The sequence below is a fragment of the Desulfosporomusa polytropa genome, assembly GCF_055380075.1.
This window is the reverse complement of the sequence record NZ_AP042399.1, coordinates 99,733-123,109: the sequence shown is the minus strand read 5'-3', so window position 1 is coordinate 123,109 and position 23,377 is coordinate 99,733. Positions and strand designations below refer to the sequence as shown.

Here is a 23,377-nt window from a genome sequence, read left to right as displayed (position 1 = left end):
CCCCTTAAGAGGGCGCTTATTTTATGCGAATGCCGTTTTTAACATTTCCATTACCTGTGCAGAATTTGCTTCACCAGAATTTTGAACATTCATTGCGACATTGATATTGGTATTGTTGAACCCCTTGGACAATGCTTGGTGGACGGCGTTGGAGGCATGCTGCTGTCCTTGTTTTGTCTGCGCATTGATGTTGATTACATATCCTTGGTTAGGGCCTCCTCTCGTATTATTTAGATTGGTATCAGTCAATTGTGGAATACGGTATTCATCTTCGGCATCATCTTGCGCCTGGGTTTCTGCAGGCTTAGACGGATTGCCGCCGACAAAACCTGCTAACATAACTGCTCCGGCCAAGCCAACTGCGCCGAATGCGAGACTTTTGCCGGTAACATTGACGGAAGCCATTTTTTTCTTCATCTCACCTAGCAAAGTAATCATGCCTTCTGATTCTTCATTATTAAGAGCTTTTGTAGCTGAACTGTAAGCTTTCTGCGTATCAAGAGCTTCTCTTGCTTCGGCGAGATTAGTTTTTACGACAGGAGAGTTGACGCCTGTGCTTCTAAGATAATTATCCGCGATGCCAAGGCTGCGGTCCATTGAATCGTAATTGTTTCCAGTATAATAGACCGCCTTATCTGTGGCTATGCCATTAGTTAAAATGCCTTGAGCGAAATAAGCGCGTTCTATTCCTGAAAGTTTGACTCTGGAGCCAAACAAGGAGAAGATATCCATTGCTTTTTCATCTGTCATATCACCTGGCAGATGCTTCATTTCAGAGCGGCCTCTGATGTTCTTCATCAAGAACTCTTTCATAGCCGTGCCATCAGCTTCACCGTTTAAGCCCATCATACCACTCATTGCGCTCTTGAATTCTTCCAGCATATTTGCGTTGATGTTTGATTCATTCTTAGGTGATAAGAAACCTTCTTGAACTGCTTGAGCTACTTTTTGGATTGCGTCCCGTTCATCCGGTAAGATATCAGATCCAGCCTGGTCGCTAATAATATCAACTAAGCGTCGATGCTGATACAGATAATGATTGACTTCACCTGCTGCTGCTCGTCTTTGTTTGGCAACGCTGTCTACTTTGTTGATTTCTTTGCTGATACCATATTGGAGAGCTTCGAGATAACTTTCTTTTTCAGCTGATTTATTTTGAGCGATAAACTCTGCTCCATCAGTTCGTAGATCGTTGATGTTGCTATATTTTTGGCCATTTGCGCTCAAACCATTAGAAATTTCGTCATACATCAACTGCATTTCTTGTAGTTTTTTTTCGTCGTATTTTTGATCCAGCGGTCGTAAAGTATTGTCGATAGCATATTGTTTGGCAGCGCCAAGATTCATAGAGTTTCTATTTACTTCGTCATCTTTTTCTTTATTTACTCGGTATGCTTTATTATAGTCGGCTGCGTTGTAGTGCATTGCGGCGATTGCATCAGCGAAGATCGCTTTGGTATCGTCCGTAAGTCGGACATTAACGTTTTTCTTTTGCAAGACTTGATAAGCAGCATAATCAATATCTCTTAAAACTTCCTTGCCATTTTTGTCCTGAATATAAGCCTCGCCCTTGAGCACTTTAACGCCCATGGAATCACCGTCATAGTCGCCTTTTTTAGAGTTAAACTGTACAGATGTACTGAGGGCCATATTGCCAGTGACAGCATCAGACAAGTAAAGATTTGATACACTAGAAGATTTCATGTAATCGGCGGGTTCACGAACATTGATAGACAAAGTACCTTTGCTTTTAATATGTTCGACTATTTCATCTTGTGAGATGCCAAGATCATTCAGGTACTTGTCGTTGTATACGTTTTGGATAAATTCCCTACCGACAAACGTGGCATCGTACTCAGCGCCTTCGGTACCTCTAGCGGCTTCTTTTACTAGATTCTTGCCATCAAACTCCAGAGCTTTATAGTAGTCGCTGGTTTCATTGCCAAATAATTGAATGCCATGAGCTTTAAACAATCCCGCATCATCAAGCCGAGTTTCCGCTAGCGCTGCCAACCCTTGTTTTTTGGCAGTAACGGAAGTGGAAACAGCTTCTTTAATGCCTGTTACTGCATTTCTCATATTACTGAGGAGTTTGGCTTGTTCTTCTTCAGTAACCCCGCCATCTTTGCTGGTAATATATTGTTTGGCCATATTCTGTAGCGTAGATACTTTCTGCTGGAATGGAGTCTTTGCTTCTTGCGTGCGCTGTTTGTCGATCCATGCTTTTGGCTCATACGGCAAAGCAACATATCGATCTTGCTCATTTGAATACAGCTGGTTCTTTCCTAGCTCGTCCATATGCAGGTCCAGCATTATCTTCTTGCCATAAATCGAATCTGCAACATCTTTATTTCCGCCCGGGGTTGACACTAATCGTCCAAGGGTTTTTACTTCGAATCCAGATTCCTCTGTCATAGCTGCTAAATCATTATGCCCACGTCCGGTGTTCCAATCTCTAGCCAACAATCCCGTTGCAACAGAATAGTGATCTTCTAAGGCTTTGGCGCTAACGTTGGCGATGCCTTCTTTTCCTATGCTTTTCAGCATTCCAGCTACGTCTACTCCATCGTTTTCAAGATGTTTCTTAACAACGTTGTCAACATGCCCATTAGTCGTTAATAACTTATCTCCTGGAGACGCGTACATGGCTCGTCTGATCTGGTCACCAATGCTAGCTGTGAGAGCTCTACCTTTATAATCCTTTTTAATAGATCCATCTGATTCTAATACATGGCCAAAAGCTCGATCGAATGTTGCTTTATCAAGAGCGCTTCTAACGCGGTCTAGGCCAGCTTCTCCGTATCGTTCCCACTCAAGCATCTGTAAGTTACGATCGGTGAACTTGAGCCCTTTGCCGTACCTATCTCCCTTAACTAGGTAGTTTCCTCGATCATGGTCATCCATGGCTACAATGGTAGTATTAGCGACATCTGCCTTGATACCATTAGTACCGGTACGAGAAACCTTTTCGTTTAACTTTTCGTTAGCGATTACTCTTTGTAGTTCTGTTATATCTATGTTGCCGTTAGGAGCTATTAACTCCCCATTTTCCACTCTCAATCCCTTGATGGAATCGTTCAATGCTGCGTGTACTTTATTGGCATCGCCTTCGTATTCGTACATTAATTGATCTACTACACGCCGAATGGTCGCCGAAGGGTCTTTGTGCTTCTCTTCAGCCATAAAGTTATCACTAACAAAATGGATGGATTCATCTTTATTGGCTAAACCATTGTCAGTCAGGATTTTCCGCAGCGCTTGCATAGGCGCATTGCGCTCTTCGTATAACGCTTTCTGGAATCCTTCGACAGTGCCGTAATTTTTTTGAATAACACCGGTGATTTCGTCATGGGTTGCAGATTGACCCTGCTTCGATATTAAAGAACCTAGTGCAGTGTTACTAATATTATTGCTGGACAAAGCATCAATATATTCTTTTCTCGGGACTTGATATAGCATACTGCCCAGACCAAGAGCTTTTAGTGTTTTTGCTACTTTAGGATCGGCCGATGTTCCTAACCCGCCTGCGAGGAAGTGAGTCATGTTCTTTTCTACGCCAGCCTCTGCCATCTTTCGATGAGGGTTAGCATCAAAAGATTCGACATAATATCCGAGGTCATATTTTTGATTTAGTATGCGTAGCACTTCCTGAATTGGATCAACAGATTCACCTATCTTGGCTAGATTCTGTTTGCTGTTAAGTATGTCCTGGATACTCTCTTGCGTAGCAAGCAGGCCTTCTGTTTTGGAAAATACACCAAAGCGGAGCATGCCGCTTTCTTTTGCTAATGTCTCGCTGGTAGATCCTTTGTACCCATTGATACTAAGTAGATCTTCTCCTCTGTAAACAAAGACACCGTTAGAATACTCAAATGTAATTTTGCCATCAGCATTGATTACAAGCTTCGGAGCCGTATTGCGTTTTGTTTTAAGTTCTTCGATAACGCTGTTATTGTGTTCAACAATTTTTTGAAGCATGATTTTTTGAGTAGATGACCGGGTAGAAAATACTTCATCCAATAGTTCAGGAGAAGCTACAGCAGAACCTTCGTCAAGATGAATTCCGCTTAGCATGTCTTCGACGTATTTCGTGGTTTGCCCGTGAGCAGCCACCACTAAACTACGGAGATCTTTTGTACGCATCGCCATACGAGTTACACGAACAGCACTGTCGGTAGCATAAGATAAGCCGTCTAGTCTTCTTTTGGCCCCTATTAACTCTGTGGACGTGTGTAGGCTTCGCCCGATGGCTATTCCTTTAAGTGCTTTATCGTCAATCGCTTGTTTGACCTTATCTGCATTAAAACGTTTAGCGCGAGATACCTGTTGGATATGACCACGCTTGCTAGCCCCATATACATCGCCGAAATTCGCTTTGTTATCAACAGTGCCGACAAAGTTAGTAGGATTCTTGTTGTCCCAAGAAAACTTCTCAGCAAAATGTTCAAAGAAACCGTCGCCGCTTTGTTTCGCTATTGCATTCAGTATCGTTTTTGCATTAATCGTTATTAAAGTTCTTGGTTTATACGACAAATGCTCCAGGTTAAGCTGACGACTATTCTTGAGCATTGAGATGAACTCGTCATGCTCTTCGAAATTAATACCGTTAAAGACTCCTTTTTTGTATAGGTTTTGTAGTTCAGGTATTACATCTCCCATTGAGAAGTAGCCATTTGCGCGGGAATCTTGCATATCGCCCTTCATGACAGAAGAGCTTTTCCTCAGTACCTTTGCGAAAGCGCCAACGATATTGTTCGCCTGGCCAGCCACATCGTTTTCATCGACGCCTCTTTGAAAAGCGGAGTTCATCCAGTATATGCTGTCATGAGCTTTTCCTATAAGTGATTTGAACTCCAGTTTGTTAGTGCCACGATTAGAGGAATATGCGCCTATTGGAGCGACTACTTTCATATTGCCGATCTGAGTATAAAAGCGGCCGTCCTGGTATATATCACGAGGCAAGTTATTTAGTTGTGTCTGAATTCCATTTGAGAACAGATGAATATTACGATTCTCTTCGTCATATAAGAGATGCGCATCAGTATTTGACAACCCTTGCATAAAGTCGCTCATGAATTTTTTCGTATCGTTCATGCGAATGCTGCGCATTTTCATAAGATCATCAGCTTGGTTTTGTGAGTACCCAGCTTTTAATAGGTCGTCTGCAGATACCTTATCGAATAAAACATTCTCAACGATACGATTGGCTTCTTCAGAGATAGTATTCTTGTCCATTACATGAACTCTAGGCATTGTTTTGTTTATCTTATCGATAACATTTTTAACTTCGTTTGGTGAGAATCCAAAGTTTTCGGCGGTTGATGCGATCGTTACGTTCTGAAATTTAGAATCCAGTATACGGCCGGCTTTTTTATTAGTGTTTCTTACTTTCCGTAAACCAGATAGCATATGTTGAGTAGCTGTTTCCAGTGTCTCTTTCTCTACATCGATCGAACCGTGTTTTTTCGAAATGATTCCGTTGCTAATCAGATGGTCAGTAAAATTCTTGATCTCTTTTATTTGGTCTGCTTCACTGGCGGTTCCGGTAAATCCCCTTTTCTTTAATAGCCGATCAGCTAAACCACCGTTTGCTGTGTCGAGGTTTAACGTCAATATATGACTAGTATCTTCAAAATTACTTGGGGTACGTACTTCGTCTCTATTAACATAATCTAAGAGATCAATATCAAACTTATGCCGATCGGCCTCTCTTACACGTAGAGGTTGTGTATTAGTTACGGCATCGATACCTTTGCTTTGAGCGGCGTATGCTTGTAGGCCTGTGTAGTATTGTTTAAAATAGAAGTCTTGCAGGGTCTCGTCTTTGCCTCCACGGGTTTTAGCGGCATCAACAATAAGCTTCATCGACTCACGAACACTTTGTGAGTAGTTTTCTGAGTTAAGGGCTGCATCTACGGTTTCGCGATAGACTCTCCATTTTTTACTGTTCTTATCCTGCCAACCAAAATACTCATGGTAGGACTTGACCATGTCTGATCCGGCTTCGTTTAGGCTGTTGTCGGTAACACCGCGAGCGACATTTAATGATTTTTGGCGAGCTATTTCATGAAACCGTTTGCGAGCCGCTTCTACGTCTTGAGCGGTAGCAGTAGCGCTGGCATTGTTGGCTACATAGGCATCCATATCCTCAAAGAAAGTAAGAAGACCAGTTTCTTTCTTAATGCTCATTTCACGTCTTGCTCTGGCAGCTGCTTCATTTTCGGTACGTAAAGTACTTTCTTCTAATTGGCGTTCGATAGTGAATGGGATATTTTTCTGTTTTCCGGTTGCGGGATCATATTCGACTTCACTCATAAGACGCCGAACATCTTTGTCGTCTGTGACTTGCCATTGACCATCTTGTTTTTGACCGGTTAGTAATAAATGCTGGTCAATCTTTTGTTGTACTTCTTCTCTCGTGCCGACAATGGTAACAGGAGAATTACTTTTAAAACTATCCGAATCGGTAACCGGATTGAACGTAGCCGTTACGATTCTGTTATTATCAAGAGCGGGGTGCGTACCACGGATCACGTTACCCCATTCGTCAGTCATCTCATGTTCGTAGATATCAGATAAAGTATATGATACGCCTCTTTGGAAACCGTACTGCCCAAACAACTCTTTTTCAGCTATTCCATCTGCTCCGATTTTCATACCGCTAAAAGTACGTGTCTCTCCGGTCATTGCGTCTGCTACAAAGCTTAATGAACCGCCGCGATCATAATCCATACCCATGCTCTCTTGAGCATAGAACAACATACTATCTCCGCCTGTAAGTGCTTGAGGTGCATGTTTGCCGCCAGCGAGCAAGTAGTTGGGTTCTCCATCACGGAATAATCCAGACTTAACAAGCATAGAAGCATTAGCCCCAATGTCAGTCTTACCTACATGAGCTACTTTGTCCTCGTAATAACTAGGATCGTATTTTCTAGTTAAAGACTCTAATTGGAAGTGAGTAAGCCCACGCTCTTTCATCATCTCTCGATCGTCGTCGTTAAACATATCGATCCAATTGTTACCCCGCCCACTACGTAATGCGGCTAATGTATCGTAATGCCGGTTCGCTAAATCAATAGATTGCAAACCCATTTCTGCAAGAGCGCTTTGAGCTCCTTTGGACAAACGGCCGCTTCGTAAAAATCTATTTAATAGCGGCAAGTCAAAAGAACCGCTATTGTGGCCAACAGCTGTTAAGTCTTTGTTCTTTATGGTCCCCAGGCCTTTTAATAATTGTTGCTCCCAGGCGTACATCTTCTGATTATTGTATTCGACTGTGCTGCCTTGTTGCCGACGATAAATATCAAGCAGGCTATCTACACCAGCTCTCATATCTTTCGTGCTCATTGCTTTAACATCAACGTCACTTGCAAAAGAAGTATACTCGAATAAACCTTGCTTACCTGTAATAGGAGCATAGTTAGTTTTGCTGTTGCCGGTCTTAGCCAGGCGCTTCATAATAACCTGGTCTCGGTTGCTCATTTCAGCTCCAGATTCGTAGCGGTGGATTATATTAGTGAATTCTCTATGTTGTTCTGGAGTAATACCGATAATAGAACCGTAGTACTTGCCGACTTTCCCGGTAGTCGTACCTGCTTCACCGAAAGAGAATTCTGTAATAGCATCCAGTACTTGTTGTCCCGTATGATCAACCCCGCCAAGTGTCTCTAAATCATACGCCATGAAGCTTCCCTTGTTCCAGATATTATCACCAGCCTCCACGAGCTGGTTAAAAGGAATAGAGACGCCCTTTTGCGTATATTGGTACAGCATTGATCCGTTGAGGTTAATCGTATTTTTAATTAAATCCGTTCCTGTTTGATTTTTAACAAGACCATTTTTTGCTACATCTCTGACATAATCATAGAAATCATGACCAAGACGATTATATGTTTCGACTGCATTTTTAGGTGCTTGATATTTACTCTTGGTCTCTATTTTGTTGTGATTAAGAAGGAAGACACTATTTTGAGAATTCGTAACTACATCATCTATTTTATTAAAACGAGCGACAGCAATTGAATTAACATGATATGAAACACGGCTAGGCAAGACATCTGGATTGTTTTTAAGCCATTCATCTAGCTGCTTTGCTTTAGTGAACCCCTGCTCGATCATGAGTTGTTGTCGTTCGTACTTTTCAACATAATCTCTATGGGCTATGTTTTCCTTTATATTGCTTGCTTCCTGTGAAGCCTGGTTAAAATGTACTCTTGTTTTAGATGCCATTCACTATCACCTCTTTAAATTTAATACTACTTTTAGATGCTCATATAATAAAACACCCAGCACTTTTTGTACTGGATGTTGATTACTATAACAATCTAAATATATCGTTAACTGTGCTTTCTACTTTATTCTCTACGATTGACGCTACATTAGCTATTACTTCGATACTACCCATGGGGGCGGGTTGCACACTTACATCGACACCGGTAAGTCCTAGACCCTTAAGCGTGGCTAGTAAATTCGCTTGCAACGTTAATGGATCTTGACCTCCGCGGGGATTTAGATTTGGCGCATTGATCACATCAGGATTTCTAAGTTCCGAATCATAGAGCCCAAAGTCACCGAGTAACATACCTTCGTTAGCGATCGTTTTAACTTGTACATCTTTTAAATCTACGTCCGGCCTCCAACCGGACCATGAGAAAGAAGGAAGATTGTGATTCATAAAGTAACTTTCGTTACTTTCCATATCATCCTGTTCTTCTCCCCATGTCCGTTTAAGAGCTCTCGCTAAAAGTGGCGACGCTGTTTTAAGTATTTTTGCACGCTCATCTGGATCACGTTCTTTTACGAACTCCAGGAAGTATTCTCTTTCATTTTTTGGTAGCGCACGAATAATTTGTGCATACGTGCCGCCTTCCTTGATCCCGTACGATGTTGATTCAGCAGCTTCTTTATAAAGGAGAGCCGCCTGAGTCCATCGGCCGGCCCGTAGAATAACCTGAGATTCTTGAGCCGATGCTAACTTCTTGTTGATCATTTCTTCAAGATGTCTACGAGTATCGCCCTGAGGCAATAATGCTATTTTTGATTTAGCATTTGTCAGTTCCTCTTTGAGCTTTTCCTTTTTCTCGGCGTCTATCTCCTGCTTTCTCACTAGCTTTTCTACATCGATATCTTCTTCGTCTAATGCCTTGCTAGCTGCTTTGCTGTACAGTCCCATGTATTTGATGTAGTTTAATCTATCAAAGTATTCTTGCATCTCCCATTTTTTCTTAGTGCGATCCGGTATCCATTCTTTCCCGGCGTTTTCAGAAAATACATTAGTATTGGCTCCATAGAGCGCAAGTCCGGCAGCCATGCCGACCATTATACTTTTCACGCGAGGTGTTTTTGTAACTTCTGCAATTTCGTAAGCTAAATGCCCAAAACCTAAAGCCGATTCAAGAGGATCGTTTAACCCGTTGTATAAATGACCTATTGTCATTGCTGCCGAGCCAATTCTTGCTCCTGCCCGCATCATCTTGCCGCTATCTGGTTTTATTAAGTATCCCAAAGTTCCACCGATAAAAGCACCACGGTTAGCGAGCATAAGGGCTCCAGTGATCATCTTTCGCTTAGTTCGACCGAGACCTTCAATATTCTGTGATATACGCTGGCTATAAGCAGCGATTTCACCTACGGTTACTGCTACATTGTCAGATATAGCTCTTTCCATAGCAGGTAGTAGAAATGTTCCTATAGGGTCAGCCCAGGTCTGATATGGCGTGCCGTAGACCTGCTCGGCTTTGTACGATTCAAGAGGTGAGCGTACACGTAACCACTGGTCGTTGATAAGCGGCAAATCAAGATGAGCTATTGTTTCTGCGACATAACCTCTGAATTGTTGAAAGCCAGTATATCGTCCTATAGAAGCGGCCGCGCTCGTATCACCTTTCCTAACTTCCCCTATTCCGCTTTCAACTAACTGTCGACTTAGATTTTCGCCGTCAATATATACCGCAGCGCTTATAGAACGGTCTTTGTCTGTATTCTTTTGGTAATGCTCATTTTCGTCCACTGCAATCGTAACTTCTTGCCCTGCATGCAGATGTTGTGCTAGGATCTCTTGAGTACCTTTGCCATCTTTTGTAGCCTTAAGCTTGAGTCCGGCAAGTTTATAGACCTCATCGGAACCGTAAATTTTAAACTTACCCCGGTCTAATACTTGTGTTACGGTAACGTTTTGGTAATCAACGCCTCGGCCAACAAATTGATAATTATAAAAGTCATGAGGATTGTTTTGCTGTGACACCCGTGACTTTATCTTTTTCATTTCTTCTTTAAGCTCAGGGTCCATAACAGTTTTTTGAGCGATCTTCTTCCAAACCTTATATTCAGCGCTATACGGGGCGATGTCGGCCAACACCTTGAATCTATCAAAAGCCCCATAGTCACCGAACTGATCCGGATGCAGTTCATTTAAAGATTCGTAGCCTTCTCCTGGCATACGCATTTCACCTTTGGGTACTGCCGTAAACGGATCACCAAAGCGGAATCGTTCAGGTAACCAATCTTGCATCGTATTCATGAGCGGATTAACGCGAGTGTTTCTCTTGAACTCAGGCATGAAACGACGGGCGATTTCCATTACCCCGCCGCCTGCGCCGCCGAAGCCGGAGTCCCAGAAAGCACGAAATGGATTATCCATATCCGCGGACGTAGCAATTCGTTTCTGGGTGTTGTCGCCAAGTCCTACGAGCTTATTGGCGCCATAGCCGTAGATACCAGAGATGAGTTTGATTGATAGCGCCGACTCTTTGATCATATCGTTGCCGGTAGATAAACTCATTAATTCATCGACGGTTTCTGCGTCATTTAATAGCGAAGCTCCGTATGACGCACGTAAATTTACTATTTTCTCAGGAGTCATTACTCCTAGTGCTGGTTGCATTTGTGCTTTCATGGCAATTGCGCGGTTGATGTTTCTAATACCATCGGTCGGATTAATATGCTTAACGAAACCGCCTGCTAATTGCGATAAGCTATTACCTGTCGCTGCATCTAATTCGAACTGCTCTTTAATTGATAACTCATCTGCATTTGTTGGTTCAGCAGCCCCTTGAAGCTCCATCGGCATTCCGCCATTACCACTGTTACGCATATACTCTTCAGGGGTAACGCCGCCGCTATAAACACCATAGTCAGCAGCCGTTGATCCGGCTAGCCGATTGCCCTCGTAATTCATCGAATATACGCGCTCGTCTCTTGTTGGCGCATTGTAAGCAGTGAATTCCACGGGCTCCATCGTACCACCCTTAAGTACGACTAGATTTTGATTGCTATTATTAAGCGCTTTCGCCTGAACTTCTTTGTTCATTTGGAAGATAAGCGCCTTGACATCCACACCGTCCTCTAACCGGTTGGTATTTAACTTTCTCTGAGGCTTTATCGCTTCGCCGACGGTTGGATTTAAAACCGCACCCCAAGGAGTGCCTTCAGAGAACAGTGTACCTGAAACCGGATAAGGACGGTCTTCTTTATGTTTATTCTCAAGCCAGTATGGATCTAAGAGAGCCATAACTGGTGACACTGGATTAGTAGGTGTGGGTAGCCACGAATGTGACCATTTGTCCCAGTAACCATCGTAAAGAGATTTATCTTGATAATCGCTATTGATTCGTCTTACGAAGTTAGGCTCCCAATAGGCGATTTGACCACCGCGAAATTCATTGACGCCGCCAAATGTCCAGTATCTACCCTTGCGAACTGGGTCGTATCCATTCTCATAGTAATCTTTGCGTTCATCATAATCTTGATACGGATCTTTGCCAAACCAATATTGTAGAATCGGATTCATAGCTTTTTCGTCTTTGAGTACATCGGTAATTCCAGTAGCATCACTTATGCGACGGTAAGCCAAGTCTGTATTGGCTAAACCATTTGCAAATGCTCCTGTCATCGAGGTGCCGGTCAGCTCTTGAGTAGTGTCATCCATCCAGTCGAAGTAAGTAAGTCCAATGCCAACAGGAAGGATTCGTTTGAGCGCAATGTTTTTTGCCATTTGCCCAACACTACCCATCGATTCTCTAGAAAGGCCAATGCCAAACCCATTCATTTCGTCAGATAAACGAGCTAAAAAGAAATAAGGATACATTGTAGCTGCCGTAATATTACGAGGGTCTTTGCGGCCGGCGAAGAATTGTTTAACAAATTTCTTTCCGGTAGCTTTAAACTTGGTGGAGTCATTTATGCTCTTAACTAAGTCAATTGGAGTTACTGCTTTTTGCATATGTATCCAGCTGTTGTATTTTCTGCGGCCAGCTATTTCTGTATTACGACTAGCATACCCATCTGTCATCGACAATTTATCTTTGACCATGTTAACTATCGTACTTCGAAATTCATTACGGGATTCGCTTTCTTCGCCGTTATTGAATAGTTCTTCGGTGTCGGCTATTGTTTTCCACATTCGATTCGTATCGTGGGATTGAGTGTAATCAGCTCTAGCTGATATGCCAGTTATATTTTGGAAAGCAGCCCAATGACCTAAACGTTTGGCTTCCGTTTTTTCCTTACCTGTTAATCCAGACTGATTAACCAAATCTACTATCGCTTGATGTAGCCCATTTTCACCGTATCTTTGTTCATTGGCTTTGGCATGTTGCAAAAACATCTCTTTACCGAGTTCCATACGCAGGATATCGTGGAAGTTCGCAGTTTCATGGCCCCCGCCGTAACCCCCTGGCTCGAAACCGGTGCGATCTGTTTTTAATGTAATAGCGTCAAGAGATTTTTTAGGATTGGCTACAAAATCATGGATAAGCGAATCTAAGTCGGGGTTAAGCCTACTCCCCTCATGTCTTAAGGACGATCCTTCGCGAGCTAAAAGAGAGTTGACTAATTCTTCGTCGTTTAGCGATAGTCTTTCAAGGATATCATGGGCTTCGCCCGTTGTGTGCGAAAGCATTTTCTTAATAGCTTCAGGGCTTAATTCATAATTGTTCTTACTCAAGAAAGTATTAAACTTACGCATTTTACTTAAATAGTCGACTGCATAATTGCGATCGCCTACAAGTAGATTCATTGCATAGTTGCTTCTGTCTTCATTTGTTGGACTAAGCAACCTTTTAGCGATATTCCCGTACCAAGTGTCGTCGCTGTATTTGCGAACAACTGATAATCCTTTTTTTAAATAAGTATCTTCTCCGTCTTGGTTTATATCGAAAGCGCGAGCTACTATACTATTAGCTCTTTTATAATCGACGTGCCCCATCATTTGACGTAAGAGTTTAGATTGGGAACCATAGTTGCCCGATATTAAAGTTAAATTATCGGCTTCTTTTACATGCTCCAGGCCACTATCAGTAGTACGATATACTTTATTTAATACTCGGAAGAAATGATCATTCGTTTGAGAGCCTTCTGCCCGATTTGTAAGAGCAGCTAGAATAGGATCAGTTTCACCTTTGCCAATAAACTGCAGAGCAGGAGCCTTTTGTCCATACTGCACATCTCTTAACTTTAAGATCTTACCAGGGAGTGTCCCGGCTAGAAAATCCAATGCACCATCAACTATCTTGGAAGCTGCTTTGAATGAATGTATATTGCCATTTTCATCTTTTCGCAATACACCGGCATCAGGGGTAAGATTAAGAAAACGTTGTTCAAATTCATCGCCCATCCCCTTGTATTTTTCGCGTAGGCGATCAAGAGAAGCAATCGTGTCTTCATATCTTAATTCTTTACCATCTTTGTAATAGTTCCTGGATTCCCGTATCTTTTGCCTGTTGGCCAAAAGATCCCCGATGGTGGCTGCTTTATCTCCAAGAATTTTGTCCCTACGAGAATCTGAACCAGTAGTACCGTATACTTCTTCTAAGTTGTCGAGGTTTTCCGCTAAGTCTGCTACCTGCCTTACGATACGTTCATTTGCTTCTTTAAAAGAGTGACGCTCTGATGGAGTATCTAGCCCTTTCATGTGGGTGACGACTTGGTCAGCTATTAATTTTTCTTCATCTGTGAAGTGCGATATATCTATATGATCATACACAGAAATGTCATCGTTGATTTTGGTAGCTAAACCATCAAGAAAGCTGAACATTTTATTTTCAAAAGCTTTGTTGCCATTTGATAGGTTCTCTTGAAAATGAGCAAGTGTAGGATTGATAAGTTTTTCTCGATTATACATTTCTGAAACGTACTCACCAGGATTACGATCCAGCCTAGTTATCTCGCCTAATATGTTAAATATGCTGCGTTGGTCATCAGTTCGAATATCGATGCTTCGTTCTCTAACATCGTCACCTATGCTATTCCAGGTTCTTCTTAAACCTCTGGTTACATCTTTTATTTCGTTGGTATTCCAATCTTCCAGCGACCGGGCCGATATTTCAGTATGTGCATGAGAAAGAAACCTGCTGGTTCTCTCCAATCCGCCAGATAGATATTTTGCTCCGCCAGATCTGTAAAAAAGGGCAGCCCCGGCTACAGTGCCAAGAACCGCCTCTCCTACTCCTAATAGTTTATCTGTTAGAGTTTCTTGATTTTCTTCCTTTAATTCATCGGTGGCCATATGTTATCAGTCCTTTAAAAGCCCGGTCTAAGAGCCGGAGATGTAACATCGATAGATTCTTGTTCAAGTCCGTCTATGCCTTTAAAACCATCGTCTGCTTCCCAATTGATTTCAGGAAACTTTGCTTTTAATTCATTCATTTCTTTTATTTTTTCTGGGGTGAGCTTTTCTCTTTTACCCCCTCGAATAGTTTGCTCTTTGGCTTTTTCTTTTTTGACTGGTTGGATTTCTTCGGTCCTGACTGGCTCTTGTTGGTGGCTGTCTTCTCGCAACCTGGTGTCTTGCTTTTCATAAAAATCCCCCTGTGGTTCTACAAATTGGAGTCCGCGAAGGTTATGGAGTTTCCACTCTGCACGGCTTAAATACTTGGTTGTTTTGTCGATATCCCAGTTTTCAATTTCCTCAATATCGAACTGAGGAAACGCTTCATTAATAATGCAACTGATTTGATTGTCCAAATCCCACATCTCTTGCCGATAGAACTCAAGTACGTTGCGGCGGGATTCATCTTCGTCTAAATAGGAATTCTTGATAATAACTCGCATCAATACGGTCGGTATACCAGCTTCGTCACAGTCCTCGAAATCGTAATCATTTGGCCAGAGTGTACATGTCTGACATATTAGCTCTTCCTTCATCTCATTGGTAAATCGCTCGTCAGTAAGAATTTTCTTATACTCATTTCGTCCGAGTGAACGATAGATGAAGACTTGACTATCAATCTGGAATATAAACACATTTCGATACTGTTCTTTGAAGTTTAAGAATAGCTCGGTGATATCGACTTGTGGTGGAGCTACTTCTTGTGTACGTATTTTCATTTAAGGCACCGCCTTATAACTCTTCAGTATTTGTGAGATCAAATCCGGATTTGATAATGATTTCTTCGGCTACGCAAGTAGCGAATCCAGCGTTTTCTGTGATGAGCTCCTCGATGTTTTCTGGGAACAATGCTACCGCAGATACAATCAAGTCTTGTTTGGCATAGACCTTATCCCCTTCGGCTCCATCAGTAGCTTCTGGTGACATGATATACACATATTCCTTGCGGCGCAGTTTACGCCAAATAACGACATCATCACCTACAGATGTTTTGTAGATTTTGCCAAACTTGGCTTTCCACTCGTCAATTTGTTGTTGATTGATAGCTTCTTTCGTGTCCATAGTTAATAGCCTCCCAAATAGTTTTCAATCTGTTTATTACTTGATGAAATGTTTGTATTACACTTTTACTCAACGTTTTTTAAGTCTTTGGCAATAAAAGAATATATCTCCACGACTGGCGCTCCCGAAAGATCGAGGCCTATTCGAGAGTCTTTGATCATGACTCCTTCTAGGACGATATGTACTGGATTGCCTACTGAAGTTTTGTCACCAAAAATAACATCAATATCAAATTGTTGTGGCCATATCGGAGCGTGATCGTCAAGGGTTCTTCCTTTAGTGCCATCGTTTATATGCTCAGAGAGTGTAGCTTCTTCTTTGGTTTTAGTGATATTATAACTACCCATACTCGTAATGGATTCAGCGGCTGCTGTCTCAAGTATTCGAAACAAGTAATTTGGTGATGTAAAGTTTATTGCAAATTGACCTTGTATAATTCTAGAACCGAGCGCCACTTCATCATAAACATAAGAGTTATACCCAAATAAGGGCATTTGTCCTTGGATTAAATTCCACCCGATGTTAACCACTTCTTCGACGAATTCATTGCCAAAATATATTTCGGCATCCAAAGAACTATAATAACGCTTAAAGAAAGCGGAATCATATGAATATCCGTCTGAAGTTTTATGTTTCGAGTACCCTTTGATGCAATTGGTATATATAGGTCTTGAATCTACTGCTGTGCGTGCCATATTATATCACCTCGATATCGATGTTCCATTTTGAAATACATGGATTATATTTAGTAGCGTTAACGAATACGTAGCCTGATCTGCGATAAGTCTTTTTATCGAATGCCTGGTATATAAAATAGCTAGAACCTCTTGATTGTAGCTCAATAGCGCCTATGCCGGACTCATAATACTCGGTTGTGGTAATCTGTTGATTTAAGTCGATCCTGTCGACACATAAAATATACTTGTCGGTTTTCGGCGGGAAAATCAACTTGTTTATGGCCTTCTCATACTTAATTCCATTAGGAAAAAACTGCTGGTTGAATGCTCCATTGCTAATGTGATCTTCCATTATCGCATTTACAGCCCCGTTGAAATAAGAAGAACACTTGTTAACATTGAGATGGTTGATAAGATATTTATAAACATTCGCTGTATTAACATCAGTATCGCCTTTGGCTGTTTCCAGCAATTCTTTAATAGCATCTTTAGCGACTGGAATATAATAATCGATTGCTGTCATCAATCGTTTACTGTAACTATAAAGCTCAAGCTGTCTAGTATTTTCTTTGTAATCATCATAGTCAGTGCCTGTTAATGACAATAATTCGAGTTTGCTAACTAAATTTCTACTTTCGTCCTGAATATAGAAATAATAATCTTCCATGTCAGATAATAGATGCATCGCTTTGTTAAAGCTTACATTTGGCCCAGTTATTTCTTCAATTCTTTCAAATCCATTGGCAAACAATTGATCCTGTTCTTTTGCTACTACATAAAACTTGCCAAGAGCAGTTAACAACTCCGGATTTTCAATCATAATATTTACACTGTCTTTGGCGTTTATTACTCGTGGTCGGCTCACAAGTTCGTCGTACGGATTTATGGAGCTTTCTATTAATATTCTTTGTTGCTCTTCTTCCGTAAAACAAGAAAATGACGATGGAAGTTCAATCAATTGCTCTTTAGCGTCCGTCTTTTTATTTTTCGAAGTACGAAGCTTTGCCCACAACAATTGCCTAGTTGTATCGTTGCCGCTAAAATGAGTGTAAACGCCTACCAGGTTGTTTCTTGCATAAGCTTCAATAACGTACTTTTCGTTATCGACCAGTTGAAGATTTTGCTTTTTATCAATCTCGGTATGGATTGTCGAGCAGTACCTTAGCATCGAGCCAACTTTTCTATAAACGATAACTTTAGTTACCAGCGTTCCAACTTCAATAGTAACTTGTGGGTTATTGTTTATATAAACGGGCGATTCATTGTCTTTATTCATAAGAACGCTTCGATAGTTATCACAGTATTGAGCTATTGTGATTAGTTGAAAATATGCATTTTTCTCCTTAGCTTCTTGGGTTTTCAAACCCTTGTAGAGATCGATAAGATAATTTGCGGGTTTCATATCAGGATTGTTCTTTCCGTGCTCTCTAAGGGCTTCCAGTGCGTTCTTGTGATATTTATTTATATCATCTATATATTGCTCGATTCTATCAATAGCTTCTTTGGTCGTTTCTTGGAGAATTTTAATACACATCTTTACTGAGTTTGATTTTTCATTTTTTGTATAAAAACAATATTCCCCTTCTTCAAGGCCAGTGATTGTTATATATTGAGATGATATAGGAGATTCTTTAAAGTTATCTGCATCCCCAACTTTATACCAAACCAGTGACGAATGCCCTTCTTTAAGCGTGTTGCAGTATAGATCAAGCTTGTCATTGTATTGCCTAATAAAACAAATGGCTTGCCATAATTGATTCATTTGCTCTCCTCCTTTTGAGCGCTGAAGTATGCTTTTATTTTTTGAACATCAGATTCATATTTTTGGAGATAAACTTTTCTTACTATTTTTTCGTCGTTTGGTTTAGTACTATAGTCTCCTGCGGCTGCTTTTGTATCGATTTTAGCTATGACCGCAGCGTAATCTTCGGCTGCTTTAGCTAGGGATTCAGATTCTGTCATGTTGCCGTAGGGTTTTTCCTCAATAGTAGGGACAATAATAACTTCTACTGGTTTTGCAGGATCTGTTGTATCAACTTCCTCGGCCGGAACTCCAGGGGGTATGACGACAGGAATTTCTGGCGTTGAAGCAACAGGAATAATTTTTGCCGACGGCAATGGAGTAGATGTTATAGTAGCGACTTCTACTGCTCGAACAGATTTTGTTTCCTTATATCCAGTACAAGATGTTAAGTAATCTAGGTCTGTAGCGACAAACTGATAAGTATTTTCTGTAAACACATCGTTAACAGCCATAACTTGTCCTTCATTGATAATGCGAACATCATATAAAGCCAAACGAGCTGCGTAGCCGTATTCGTTGGCTGCACTGATCGTAATTTGAAATGGCGGCAATTCATCCATGAGAAAGTGTGCTGATCCTAAGTCACCTGCTTTGCGATATTCATCCATGATCTCATAGGCCCAGTGCTTATTGAATACTGCAAAGATCAAAGTACCTGCTATTGTTCGTGGTCCAAAAACATAATCTTTAGCATTCATGTTACCTATTGCCCTAACAGGCTGTTTGTCTTGATGAATAGAATACGTTATCGTTTGAAGACTGCCTATTACCCTAACAGCTTTGGTGCTGTCCGGCATAGTAATATCGATTGAGCAAACCATGTCGGTTCCAGAAAAGCTCGCATTGGTCTTTTGATAATCAGATAGAGGTATTTTGCTTTTTGTCGCCACTGGCTTTGTTGTCTCGTCGTTAGTTACAGGAGTCCATGGGTACTTATTATTAACTTTTCGTGGTTCCATCTCCATGGAAAAGTCATACGCATTTTGCACCAATACTTCATCTATGTAGGGGATCGTGTAATTGGTAATGTATACTTTTGCTTGTTCATCCAACCCATCTAATCCGACTATCATTTGATTCATTTGTGTGGTTAAGTATTCAGCTACCATCGCTCTGGACGGAGTGTTTCCTGTTTTAATGGAATTAGACATGAGTTCTTTCATTTTTTTGTAGAGACTTGTCTTAACTTCTTTTAATTTGCTGGAACTATTTTCGACCCATTCGTCTGTTACAGGTACGCCAGGGAATTGACCATTTACTTCGCGTTTCTTCGATTTAAGAGAAGATTGGTAGGTGCCAAGTATTGATGTTTTACTATAATTGTTGATATAATTATGAAGGATACTAAATTCATCACTTGTAAATGAATAGGATTGTTCGAGTAAATTTTGAGTATAATAAAGATCGATACCGCTAAGAAGCCCTTCTTGCGTAGGGGTATTGCCACTTCTTTCGGATTCTTTTATGACCTTCACCGCATATTCATGTACAATAGTTTTCATTTTTGACATTGCTTCTGTTAATTGGGTGCTATTAGCCATGTATATATCTCCTCCTATATGGGCACAATAAAAAAGAAGGAATCAGCTTTGCGCCTCATCCTTCTTATTACACTCATTTTTTATGCTAATTACTAATTATCATTGGGTATCAGTAACCTTTTTCATGTACTCGACTCTGCGAGCAACGAATGTACAGGCTTTTTCGGAAGTTACTGAGTCTATCGAGAACCCTGAACCTTCATTCAAGATTTCACAGCCATAGATGACTAGAACAGCCTTTTGCCCATATTCGTTCGCGAAAGATACGGTAATATCAAACGGAGGAATTTCATCGGCATACCGAGGTTCTGCAGTTGCTGCTATTTTTTGGGTAACGGTCGCAGCTTCTGTTGAGGCAGCGGCACCACTTGTAACCGTACTGGTCATTTGCTTGTCCCAGTCTTCGATACTGATGGCCTGCATATTAAGATCGCCACCGACACGTTGGAAAGAAGCAGATTGAGCTATATGCTCTTTGAGTCCTTCGATAAGCGCGTCATGGTCAAAAACAGTGAACACAAGATTGCCGGCTATTCCGCGCTTCCCGCGACTAAAGGACCGAGGCTCTGCCGACCCCATTGTATATATGGGAGCTTTCTCTCTACTCACCGAATAAGTGATAGCTTGTAGTTCTCCGATGACAGTATTGCCGAACGTGCATACTATATCGCAGCCCGAGAAGGAAGTATACGTTTTGGTGTATTCAGATGCTACAGTACCTGACATATTGTTGTCAACTCCTTTATTGTACTAAGAGACGGGGGCTTTCGCCCCGCTCTTCTTTACAGAGAATCTTTTACGCTGATACGATTACGAACTTCGCGGATCTCGTAGATCGGTACGACTTTGTAGTCAATATCGATATAGGAGAACTTCATGACTTTCTGGTCGACAATCATATTGAAGTCATAAGCTTCAACCAAAGTCCCTATGATCTTGTCGAGATTGGATTTGATTGCAGTCTGCAAGCTATTTCTGTTTGCAGCGTGATTTTGCTTGCCGATAAACGGTTCAGCAGCCTGACGGATCAAGTCTTCTACCGCACCGATGATACGGCTAGCACTTAACCGACGGAATACAGAAGCCGAGGGCGCCATTGTAATACCATCAGTAATAACAAGTCCTCTTGTAAAGGATTGTTTGATAGTGACGATACCTTTAGCTGTTAACCTTGTTAACTGGTAGTTAGTCAGTGTAAACGTCGGAATTCCGATATCGATCGGCTGATTGGTAGAGCTTTGGTCGAGAGGCAATGTGGAAACCATACCGCCGTAACCAGCTGCGCCAGTTGCTAAGAATCGATAATCATCATCCATAATGACGTAGTATTGGAAAAAAGTGACGGAGATGTTTTTACCGATCGGATACGGCATGTTATTGCGGTCTAGCATATTTCGGCCAGCATCGTTTTTCGCATAGAGATCGAATTCAGTGTCGAGGATTTCTTCGATCCTGTTTGCGATACTGCCAAGGCTCGTATCCAGCAGACGCCGGCAGCCGATCTTGCCGAAGGTTGGGGAAGTTTTCATCTCGGTGTAGACACAGTGTTGAGCAAGTTGTCGAGCGAAGTTGTCTGTGGTCTTATAGGGGATATACAGACTGTAGTCATAACTTTTACTCCGGTCGAAAGCCAACGTATATTCAGGAATATCCAGGCCAGCGGCCGCCACTTCCGAAACAAAATCGTCTTTTAGCTCTACGCCTTTATCTGTTAAGGAAAAGGTGAACAACTTACCGAGAACTTTATGCTCATTCATGAAGTTAACAAACTCTTCCATAGTGATAGCGTCCAAAATAGCTGATTTTACAAGAACAGGATTCGATTCAAAACAGTTACTTTGTGCGTACACTAACGATTTTTCATCGTTATCGGAAAGCATGGTTTTCAAGTCACCAAGAGGTTTGACTTGAGCGCTTGGATTGTCGACCACCTGGAATACGAATACATGACCTATGGCTTCGCCAAGAACATATTCTTTGGTCTGGAATGTTGCTAACCCGCCAGTAGTCGGAACAACCGTTGCTTTGCCGAATAATGTTTTACCGGTAGCGGCGTCTGTTGCGCCAATGAGGATATTTTCGTTTACGATATACATATCTCCAACAAGACCTTCACCGGTGAGGATGTCGTAACTGTCAGCGCCTACACGAATAAGAGTACCTTGACCAGTGATGGCGTCAATCAACATCACTTTCGTGCCATTTGCGACAGCTTTAGCGTCCAGCTCAGTCAATGAATTGATTGAAGAAATTACGGGCATTACAGTTTCGGTGTAAATATCGGAAAGATTATCAGATACGGTACTTGTTAAGTTCTCGAATTTGAATTTGTATTCTTTCGCGGAAGTTGCATCACTAGCAACGATTTTCGGAGTTACAAGAACCAATCCGTCAAGAACCTTAACTTCCTCAGCTACAGAGATCAAGAAATCAGCCGGGCGGGGAAGTTTGCCAGAAATGGTATCATCGGCATGAGCGCAATTGATAGCGCGATATTTAACAGCTGCATTCTCCAACATACTATAGATGCCGTCTTTGATAGCTGCTATCCGGTTAGCATCATCCATTGGGGTTTCTCTGATTCGAGGAGTAAGCTCTTTACCGCTGCCATCTACACGACGTTCTGCTTTTGCAGTAGTTGCAAAGCCACTACCCAGGCGCTTATAGATCTCGAAGGTGCTGATATTAACTTCCTCGTAGTCTTTGGTATCAGGAGCAAACGCACGATCAGATAGACCGGCTGTCTCAAGGAAATCGAATTCTTTGATCATTGAGATGTTAACATCATGAAGGATTTCTCGAAGATCGGTTAATGATTCCGAATAAATAGGCAATGCTGCCGTTATATCCGTATTGATTACGAGTTTTTGATAATAGACACCGTCAAAGTGAGAATAAGGTTTAGCGGAGCTTGCATTTTCGATTAGTTTAAATTGAACGTCAGTAAAGCTCGTGCAATTTGAAACGTCGCGGCCGATAAAGTAAACGCCTGAATGTAATGCTCCAACTGCTACTTCATAAGCTTCAGTTGAATTAGTAACATCAATGCCCTCGCTGTCAACAACTGAGAGTCTTAACACGTTGTTGTAAGTATGTTCGTTCACGAGACGAATTACCTCGACTAATCTGCTGTCACGGTTAAATCCATAATCCTGGTTCAAACGAATTTCATTAACAAGAACCGAGTTGTTAGAGACTACCAGGCCTTGCTGTTTTTCAGCAATAGTAGCGCGGCTTGCAGGTTTATAAATCTTGATGGTTTCTGCACCAGGAGTGCCATCGTAGAGCATGTATACTTGCTTGCCAATATTAGAAGGGTTTGCAGCAGCAACTCGGATTTTCATACCGATGTCGACACCGAAGTCAAAATCTTTTTGTAGTGCAACCCCGCCAATACGCACTGCGTAAATTGTACGGCAGCCACGATTCCAAGCATCTTGAATACCTGGCACTAGATTAGCTTCCAGTCTAGTTTCGCTATTGTAAGAGTTCCCAAAAAGATAAGAGCCATGTTCTGGGCTATATACCGGGGTAAGAACTCCTACTGGGCCGTCGAAGGCTGTACCGACGACAATTTCTGAGTCGGTAGTACCGAATAGCGATGTATCGTACCCGTACGAGTAATCTGCCTCGATTTCGGTAATTACACCAGGAAGGTTGTTATCATTACTAAAAACACCCATGTTTT

General features: G+C 41.7%; 9 protein-coding genes. All 9 read right to left on the bottom strand.

Going from position 1 to position 23,377, the window contains the following annotated elements; genetic code table 11:
• Positions 1–21: 21 nt before the first annotated feature.
• The 9 genes from ACZ449_RS00770 to ACZ449_RS00730 all read right to left on the bottom strand — a co-directional run bounded on the left by ACZ449_RS00770 (position 22) and on the right by ACZ449_RS00730 (position 23,372).
• Positions 22–8,229 carry a hypothetical protein gene (locus ACZ449_RS00770; protein ID WP_464256890.1) on the bottom strand — a complete coding sequence of 2,736 codons (8,208 nt, stop codon included), beginning with the start codon at positions 8,227–8,229 and terminating at the stop codon, positions 22–24.
• Between the two features lie 85 nt (positions 8,230–8,314).
• Complete coding sequence (locus ACZ449_RS00765) at positions 8,315–14,503, bottom strand: hypothetical protein (protein ID WP_464256889.1); 6,189 nt, start codon at positions 14,501–14,503, stop codon at positions 8,315–8,317.
• Between the two features lie 14 nt (positions 14,504–14,517).
• Positions 14,518–15,324 (bottom strand): hypothetical protein, encoded by an 807-nt coding sequence (locus ACZ449_RS00760; protein ID WP_464256888.1) that lies wholly within the window; start codon positions 15,322–15,324, stop codon positions 14,518–14,520.
• Between the two features lie 13 nt (positions 15,325–15,337).
• Complete coding sequence (locus tag ACZ449_RS00755; RefSeq protein ID WP_464256887.1) at positions 15,338–15,667, bottom strand: hypothetical protein; 330 nt, start codon at positions 15,665–15,667, stop codon at positions 15,338–15,340.
• A gap of 65 nt (positions 15,668–15,732) precedes the next feature.
• The gene (locus ACZ449_RS00750; protein ID WP_464256886.1) at positions 15,733–16,362 is read right to left on the bottom strand and encodes a hypothetical protein; all 630 of its coding nucleotides are present in this window, start codon (positions 16,360–16,362) and stop codon (positions 15,733–15,735) included.
• A gap of 1 nt (position 16,363) precedes the next feature.
• Positions 16,364–18,106, bottom strand: a complete 1,743-nt coding sequence (locus tag ACZ449_RS00745; RefSeq protein WP_464256885.1) for a hypothetical protein — start codon at positions 18,104–18,106, stop codon at positions 16,364–16,366.
• Positions 18,103–19,689, bottom strand: coding sequence for a hypothetical protein (locus ACZ449_RS00740; protein ID WP_464256884.1), 1,587 nt, complete (start codon positions 19,687–19,689; stop codon positions 18,103–18,105). The genes ACZ449_RS00745 and ACZ449_RS00740 overlap by 4 nt, the downstream gene beginning before the upstream one ends.
• A 99-nt stretch (positions 19,690–19,788) precedes the next feature.
• The gene (locus ACZ449_RS00735) at positions 19,789–20,415 is read right to left on the bottom strand and encodes a hypothetical protein (protein ID WP_464256883.1); all 627 of its coding nucleotides are present in this window, start codon (positions 20,413–20,415) and stop codon (positions 19,789–19,791) included.
• A gap of 56 nt (positions 20,416–20,471) precedes the next feature.
• Positions 20,472–23,372: a hypothetical protein gene (locus ACZ449_RS00730; protein WP_464256882.1), complete on the bottom strand. Its 2,901-nt coding sequence runs from the start codon at positions 23,370–23,372 to the stop codon at positions 20,472–20,474.
• Between the last annotated feature and the right edge of the window lie 5 nt (positions 23,373–23,377).

Excerpts from the sequence above, each read along its gene's own strand:
- ACZ449_RS00770 (WP_464256890.1), bottom strand. The coding sequence starts at position 8,229 with ATGGCATCTAAAACAAGAGTACATTTTAACCAGGCTTCACAGGAAGCA.
- ACZ449_RS00765 (WP_464256889.1), bottom strand. The coding sequence starts at position 14,503 with ATGGCCACCGATGAATTAAAGGAAGAAAATCAAGAAACTCTAACAGAT.
- ACZ449_RS00760 (WP_464256888.1), bottom strand. The coding sequence starts at position 15,324 with ATGAAAATACGTACACAAGAAGTAGCTCCACCACAAGTCGATATCACC.
- ACZ449_RS00755 (WP_464256887.1), bottom strand. The coding sequence starts at position 15,667 with ATGGACACGAAAGAAGCTATCAATCAACAACAAATTGACGAGTGGAAA.
- ACZ449_RS00750 (WP_464256886.1), bottom strand. The coding sequence starts at position 16,362 with ATGGCACGCACAGCAGTAGATTCAAGACCTATATATACCAATTGCATC.
- ACZ449_RS00745 (WP_464256885.1), bottom strand. The coding sequence starts at position 18,106 with ATGAATCAATTATGGCAAGCCATTTGTTTTATTAGGCAATACAATGAC.
- ACZ449_RS00740 (WP_464256884.1), bottom strand. The coding sequence starts at position 19,689 with ATGGCTAATAGCACCCAATTAACAGAAGCAATGTCAAAAATGAAAACT.
- ACZ449_RS00735 (WP_464256883.1), bottom strand. The coding sequence starts at position 20,415 with ATGTCAGGTACTGTAGCATCTGAATACACCAAAACGTATACTTCCTTC.
- ACZ449_RS00730 (WP_464256882.1), bottom strand. The coding sequence starts at position 23,372 with ATGGGTGTTTTTAGTAATGATAACAACCTTCCTGGTGTAATTACCGAA.